The organism is Burkholderia pseudomultivorans, assembly GCF_902499075.1.
In the GTDB taxonomy this organism is placed as follows: Bacteria; Pseudomonadota; Gammaproteobacteria; order Burkholderiales; family Burkholderiaceae; genus Burkholderia; species Burkholderia pseudomultivorans.
Genome location: NZ_CABVPP010000072.1, coordinates 24,847 through 31,632 on the forward strand (window position 1 = coordinate 24,847; position 6,786 = coordinate 31,632).

General features: G+C 64.7%; 4 protein-coding genes and 3 pseudogenes. 1 reads left to right on the forward strand and 6 read right to left on the reverse strand.

The genetic code is table 11. The features are described from left to right. Nucleotides 1–24 precede the first annotated feature (24 nt). Both miaA and mutL read right to left on the reverse strand, forming a co-directional pair. Complete coding sequence (gene miaA, locus BST28156_RS30600; protein WP_174904173.1) at nt 25–999, reverse strand: tRNA (adenosine(37)-N6)-dimethylallyltransferase MiaA; 975 nt, start codon at nt 997–999, stop codon at nt 25–27. Beyond that, complete coding sequence (mutL, locus tag BST28156_RS30605) at nt 996–2,975, reverse strand: DNA mismatch repair endonuclease MutL (protein ID WP_174904174.1); 1,980 nt, start codon at nt 2,973–2,975, stop codon at nt 996–998. The genes miaA and mutL overlap by 4 nt, the downstream gene beginning before the upstream one ends. A 173-nt stretch (nt 2,976–3,148) precedes the next feature. Between mutL and BST28156_RS30610 the strand changes: the two genes are divergently transcribed. Further along, complete coding sequence (locus BST28156_RS30610) at nt 3,149–3,829, forward strand: DedA family protein (protein WP_174904175.1); 681 nt, start codon at nt 3,149–3,151, stop codon at nt 3,827–3,829. Between the two features lie 90 nt (nt 3,830–3,919). On the opposite strand, the gene BST28156_RS30615 is transcribed toward BST28156_RS30610, so the two are convergent. From BST28156_RS30615 to BST28156_RS30625, 4 genes and pseudogenes are all read right to left on the reverse strand, one after another. After that, nucleotides 3,920–4,732, reverse strand: a complete 813-nt coding sequence (locus tag BST28156_RS30615; protein ID WP_174904176.1) for a mechanosensitive ion channel family protein — start codon at nt 4,730–4,732, stop codon at nt 3,920–3,922. Between the two features lie 246 nt (nt 4,733–4,978). Further along, nucleotides 4,979–5,101: pseudogene (locus tag BST28156_RS35215) on the reverse strand (IS5/IS1182 family transposase); the annotation flags it as partial. 5 nt (nt 5,102–5,106) lie between these two features. Then, nucleotides 5,107–5,339: pseudogene (locus BST28156_RS35220) on the reverse strand (IS5/IS1182 family transposase); the annotation flags it as partial. Between the two features lie 370 nt (nt 5,340–5,709). Continuing rightward, a pseudogene (locus BST28156_RS30625) lies at nt 5,710–6,696 on the reverse strand (IS630 family transposase); the annotation flags it as partial. Between the last annotated feature and the right edge of the window lie 90 nt (nt 6,697–6,786).

A 6,786-nucleotide genomic window follows, 5' to 3' on the forward strand; every position in this document is an offset into this window, starting at 1 on the left:
CTCCGCGGAAGGTGGCTCGCCACCTCAACCGGCCGACCCGTCCTCCAGCACGCGCTCGAGCGCATCGACCGCCCGCTCGGTCGAATCCTCCGCGACACAATCCACAACGATCCTTTCCGGCATCGCGCGCAGCCACGTGATCTGCCGCTTGCACAGCTGGCGCGTCGCGAAAATGCCCTTGTCGCGCATCGTCCGATAATCGGTTTCCCCGTCGAGGAATTCCCAGGCCTGCCGATACCCGACACAGCGCATCGACGGCAAGCCGGGATGCAGATCCTCGCGCCGACGCAGCCGCTCGACTTCGTCGATAAAGCCCGCGTCGAGCATCGCGTCGAATCGCCGCGCAATCCGTGCATGGAGCACGGCGCGATCCGACGGCTCCAGCGCGACCGGCACGAAGCGATACGCGGCCGCCAGGTCGTCCGCGCGCGGCGGCGCGGCGAGCAGCGCCGACATCGGCTGCCCGCTCAGCATGAAGATTTCGAGCGCACGCTGGATCCGCTGCGAATCGTTCGGCGCGAGCCGCGCCGCCGTCGCGGGATCGACCTGCGCGAGCCGCGCGTGAAGCGCCGGCCAGCCGTCGCGCGCGGCCTCGGCATCGAGTTCCGCGCGCACCGCCGGATTGGCGGACGGCAGATCGTTGAGCCCCTGCGTCAGCGCCTTGTAGTACAGCATCGTGCCGCCGGCGAGCAGCGGCGTGCGGCCGCGCGCGACGATCTCGCCGATCACGCGCAGCGCATCCGCACGAAAATCGGCCGCCGAATACGCATCGGCCGGGTCGATGATGTCGATCAGATGATGCGGCACGCTCGCGCGCTCGTCGCGCGTCGGCTTCGCGGTGCCGATATCCATGTCGCGATAGACGAGCGCCGAATCGACGCTGACGATCTCGATCGGGCGGCGCGCGGCCAGCGCCAGCGCGGCGGCCGTCTTGCCCGAAGCGGTGGGGCCGAGCAGGCAGGCGATCGTCGTCGGGCGGGACTGCGTTGAAACGTTCATTGCCCGCGCATGAAAAGGCGGTCGAGGTCGTTCAGCGTGAGCTGATACCAGGTCGGCCGGCCGTGATTGCATTGGTCCGCGCGTTCGGTCGCCTCCATCTGGCGCAGCAGCGCGTTCATCTCGTCGAGCGTCAGGCGCCGGTTCGCGCGCACCGCGTGGTGGCACGCGAGCGTGCCGAGCAGTTCGTGCTGGCGCTCGGTGAGCACGCGCGAACCGCCGAACGCGTGCAGGTCGGCGAGCACCGCGCGCGCGAGCGCCTGCAGATCGGCGTCCTTCAGCAGCGCGGGCACTGCGCGGATCGCGAGCGTCGTCGGCGACAGCACCGCGAGGTCGAAGCCGAGCGATTCGAGCGTGTCGCGCTCTTCCTCGACGGTGCCGATCTCGACCGGCGTCGCCGTCATCGATACCGGCAGCAGCAGCGGCTGCACGGCAACCGTGCGGTCGGCGAGCGCGTTCTTGAACTGTTCGTACAGGATCCGCTCGTGCGCTGCGTGCATGTCGACGATCACCAGGCCGTGCGCATTCTGCGCGAGCACGTAGATGCCGTGGATCTGGCCGAGCGCGAAGCCGAGCGGCTGCTCGTCGTGCGCGGTGCCGGCGATCGGCGCGGGCGTGAAGCCCGACAGCGGCGCGGCCGGCACGTCGGCCGAGTCTGTCGCGACGACCGTCGTACCGGCCGAGGTGCCCGCGCCCGTATCCTTGCGACCGAACAGCGCGTCGTAGAGCGCGAGCGGCTGCGCGACGGGCAGCGTGCCCTGCGTCATGCGCGCCTGGCGCATCCATGTGTTGCCGCCCGACGACGATGACGCCGCCGCCGGCCGGAAGCCGTCGTCCGCGGCCTGGCTCTGGCCGAGCGGCGTGGCCTGGAACGATGCGGGCCCGCGCGGAGTGGCTTCGATATGCGCTGCGTGGCCGCCTGCGGTGGTTTCCGGCGACGCGCCCGCATGCCGCGCGAGCGCGCGCTGCACCGCGTGGAACACGTACTGGTGGATCGAGCGCGAGTCGCGGAACCGCACTTCGATCTTCGACGGGTGCACGTTCACGTCGACAGCCTCGGGCGGCAGGTCGAGGAACAGCACGTACGACGGGTAGCGGTCGCCGTGCAGCACGTCCTCGTAGGCCGCGCGCACTGCGTGCGTGAGCAGCTTGTCGCGCACGAAGCGGCCGTTGACGAAGAAATACTGCTGGTCGGCACGGCCGCGGCTCGCAGTCGGCAGGCCCGCGCAACCGTAGACGGCGAGCGGCCCGGCCCGTTCGTCGAGCGGCAGGTGCGCGGTCGCGAAACCGTCGCCGAGGATCTTCGCGACGCGCTGCGCCGGTTCGGTCGCGTTCCAGTGCTCGACGGCCTTGCCGTTGTGCAGCACCGAGATCGCGACGTCCGGCCGCGCGAGCGCCGCGCGGCGGATCATTTCCAGGCAGTGGCCGAACTCGGTCTGCTCGCTCTTCAGGAATTTGCGTCGCGCGGGCGTGTTGAAGTACAGCTCGCGCACCTCGATCGTCGTGCCGACCGCGCCGGCGGCGGGCGACAACGCGCCCGTCTGCGCATCGATCTTGGTCGCGTGCGCGACGTCGGCGGTGCGGCTCGTGATCGACATCTCGGCGACCGACGCGATCGACGCCAGCGCTTCGCCGCGAAACCCGAGCGTCGCGACCGCTTCGAGTTCCTCGAGCGAGCGGATCTTGCTGGTCGCATGGCGCATCAGCGCGAGCGGCAACTCGTCGGGCGGAATCCCGCAGCCGTCGTCGGTGATCGAGATGCGCTTGACGCCGCCTTCCTCGAGCACGATGCGCAGCGTCGTCGCGCCGGCGTCCATCGCGTTCTCGAGCAATTCCTTGACGACCGACGCCGGACGTTCGACGACCTCGCCGGCCGCGATCTGGCTGATCAACTGGTCGGGCAGGGGCTGGATCGCGCGCAGCGGGCGCGGAGCAGGGGCGGGCGCGGCGCCCGCGGCCGTTTCGGTGAATTCGGACATGGCCGAATTATAGCGAGGCGGCGCACGCTTGCCGGGCCGCCGGGCGGTTACGTTTTTTCACGGAGCCTTAAGGTAGTTTCGGTATGATGGCTGCGTCGCGCGCACCGGCCTTGCCGGGCGGCCGTTTTAGCCCTTGTGGCCGTTCGGGCCCTTTCGCTTTCGAGGAATCGCATTTGGATACGCTGCTTCATTTCGTCAACCTGGTCCTGCACATCGACGCATTCCTCGGCGATTTCATTCGGCAGTACGGCGCGTGGGTTTACCTCGTGCTGTTCCTGATCGTGTTCTGCGAGACGGGGCTCGTCGTGTTCCCGTTCCTGCCCGGCGATTCGCTGCTGTTCATCGGCGGCGCGTTTGCCGCGTCCGGCGAAATGAGCGTCGGCGTGCTGATCGTGCTGCTGCTGGTGGCGGCGATCAGCGGCAATACGGTCAACTACCTGATCGGCCGCTGGATCGGCCCGAAGGTGTTCAATACGCATATTCCGGTGCTCGAGCGCTTCCTCGATCGCGCGGCGCTGCAGAAAACCCACGCGTTCTACGACAAGCACGGCGGCAAGACGATCGTGCTTGCGCGCTTCATTCCGGTCGTGCGAACTTTCGCGCCGTTCGTGGCCGGCGCCTCGGCGATGAGCGCGACGCGCTTCCAGCTATTCAACGTGCTCGGCGCGCTGCTGTGGGTGCTGCTGCTCGTGCTGCTCGGCTACTTCTTCGGCAACATCCCGTTCATCCGCCAGTACCTGAACGTGATCGTGCTGGCCGGCATCGGCGCGGCGGTCGTGCCGGTCGCGATCGGCGCGCTGTGGAAGCTGGTGCGCGGGCGGCAGGGCGGGACGCCGAAGGCGGGCGGGCGCTGAGCCGGCGCTTTATCGGTGCTTCGCAATGAAAGCGTGGCAGCCTAGGGCTGCCACGTTTTTTTTCGTCCGTGCGTTCGGCTGCCGTGCCCGTCAGGTATTGCGATGGGAGATCGGCGTTTCGGGCGTCGGGTAGCCGGCCTCGCGGAACGTCTCCAGGATCACGCGATTGGTGTCGCAGTAGACCTGCCAGTAGTTCTCCGGCTGCGTCGACGGGCGGACGAACAGCAGCGGGCCTTCCGGCGTGAACTGCAGCACGCCGACGTCGGGCGCCGGCACCTTCATCACGTTCGGGATCAGCTGGATCTGCGTTTTCAGGCGGTTGATCGCGTCGGCGGCATCGACGCTGTTTGCGATCTTCGCGGTCAGGTCGACGCGGCGGTGCGGCGTCGCGCTGTAGTTGGCGATGTTGTCCGAGAAGATCTTGTTGTTGCCGACGATCGTCACGACGTTGTCGGCGGTGATGATCGTCGTGCCGAACAGGCCGAGCTCCTTCACCGTGCCGGTGACGCCGCCCGCGCTGATCACGTCGCCGATCTTGAACGGACGCAGCACCTGCATGAACACGCCGGCGGCGAAATGCGCGAGCAGGCCGCCCCAGGCCGTGCCGATCGCGAGGCCGAGACCGGCGAGCAGCGCGGCGAACGACGTGGTCTGTACGCCGAAAAGCTGCAGGATCGCGAGGATCAGCAGGATCGTCAGCAGCACGCTGACGACCGAGGTCAGGTAGTCGGCGAGCGTCGGGTCGATCTTGCCGCTGCGGCGTACGACCTTGCCGAGCAGGCGCGTGCCGATGCGGATCGCCCAGCGGCCGATGAACCATAGTGCGATCGCGGCGAGGAGGTTGAGGGCGAGGTCGAGGCCGCGGGTCATTAGGAATTGTTGGGCGGTTTCGAGGTTCAGCATGGGGGCTCCATGGCGGATTGAAGGGCGGTTGGAACTTTATAACCGACATTGCACATACAAGTGTGTTTCCGGTAGCGATGGCCTTCGACAGGAAGGCCTTGTTCCTCCGAAGATACAGTTTCCTGGTTGATGACGGATGGCCCTCGATGTGCACGTGTAGTTTGCACCGCGATTGACCGTGCAATTCGAACGGGAAAGGCCGAATTCGCTGTTTCCGAGTGTGTTTAGCTCCTCGGTTTGGAAGCTCTAACACAATGAGTTTTGATGCTGTCGCCAGCAGATGGTGCAGGTGGCGATTTTCACGAATGCCTCGTGTATGGCCGCAAGGCGTTCGAACCGGATTCGCAGGCGTCTGAAGTTGTGCAGCCATTGCGGTTGGCGCTCGTGAGGATTATCGCGAGCGGTATGCTCTGCGCTTCGGCCAGGAGGTGGTGATTTGAACCGGGTTGTGCCCGATCGGTGGGATTGGGTCCTCTTTCTGACTTGATCTCACTGCACGAATGGAGGACGAATCGACGACTATACGTAACCAGTCGATGTGATCGGCTGCTCGCAGCTTCGCCAGCAGCACCTCGTGCAGCCGGTCCCGGGCACGAGCTTGTTGCCAGTATGAAAATTGCCCGCATGGGTCAATTCGTCAGCGTTCGGAACCGCATCACCCGGCTGGTGCGGCCAATAGAGCGCATGCCCTCGATAAAGCCAGTGTCGCCTGCTACCAATATCCTATGTAGCCCATCTTTCGTTGAATGGCGGGGGGCGCTGCCATGCCTCGATTTGATCGAGGTGGAGCAAAGAATATTAAGAAACGGGCGAGCAAACGGGTGTATAGGCCGCTCGCCTCAGATGTATGCTCGAACCAACTGTTGTCGGCGGAAGTGAGGAGCGGTCTTCGAATCAGTATCAATAGACTGTTGATTTTATATACCGCTGATGGATCCGAAAACCTCGGCTTCGGATATTCCACCGATCCACCCCACCTAGTGTCCCGTTCCGCTGATTCTCGAACAAAGTCTGTGCAGCTTTTCGAGGATGGAATCGGCTGATGCGGTCCAGGCGAACGGTTTGCAGTTTTCGTTGTAGTGGGAGACGAATTGATCGATACGGTTGATCAGTTGTTTAACCGAGCTGAACGAACCTCTGTGGATCGCTTTGTCAGTGATCAGCGCAAAGAATCGTTCGACCTAGTTAAGCCACGAACTGTAGGTCGGGATGAAATGCATGTGCCAGCGGGGGCGGGCTGCCAGCCACGCCTTGACCTTCGGATGCTTGTGACTGCCGTAGTTGTCCACGATGCAGTGCACGTCGAGATCGGCCGGGACGGCCTTGTCGATTTCGCGCAGGAACGACAGGAATTCCTGATGTCGATGGCGCGGTTTGCAGGTGGCGAGTACGGCGCCGTTGAGTACGTTCAGTGCGGCAAACAGCGTGATGGTACCGTGACGAACATAGTCGTGCGTGACGCCTTCGGCGTAACCGAAACCCATTGGCAGCATGGGTTGCGTACGCTCGAGCGCCTGACACTGGCTCTTCTCGTCCACGTACAAGACCACGGCGTTCTCCGGTGGACTCAGGTACAGGCCGACCACATCGTGCAATTTCTCGATGAAGAATTGATCGCTCGAGAGCTTGAAGCTTTCGCTGCGATGCGGTTGCAGTCCCAGCAGCTTGAAATAACGGTGCACGCTCGTCGGCGAGATGGAAGTTTCGGCTGCGATCGTGCGTACGCTCTAGTGCGTGGAACCATCGGCAGGTTTGGTATGCAGGGTCTTGTGAATCAGCTGAGCCAGTTGTCCATCGTCGATCGTGCGCGGCTTACCGGGGCGTACTTCATCATAGAGTCCGTTGATGCGCTGATCCAGAAACCGGAGACGCCATTTGCCCACCGTAGCGCGTGTGAGTTGCAGGTGCTGCGCGATCGCGCTGTTGGGCGCGCCGTCCGCGGCCGCCAGCACGATGCGCGCGCGTGACCAACGTGGCGAACCTGTCCGCATTTTTGTGGGCGAGGCGGTTGAACAACGCGTTATCCACGCGCCTGCGTAAATCGCTCTCCGAAC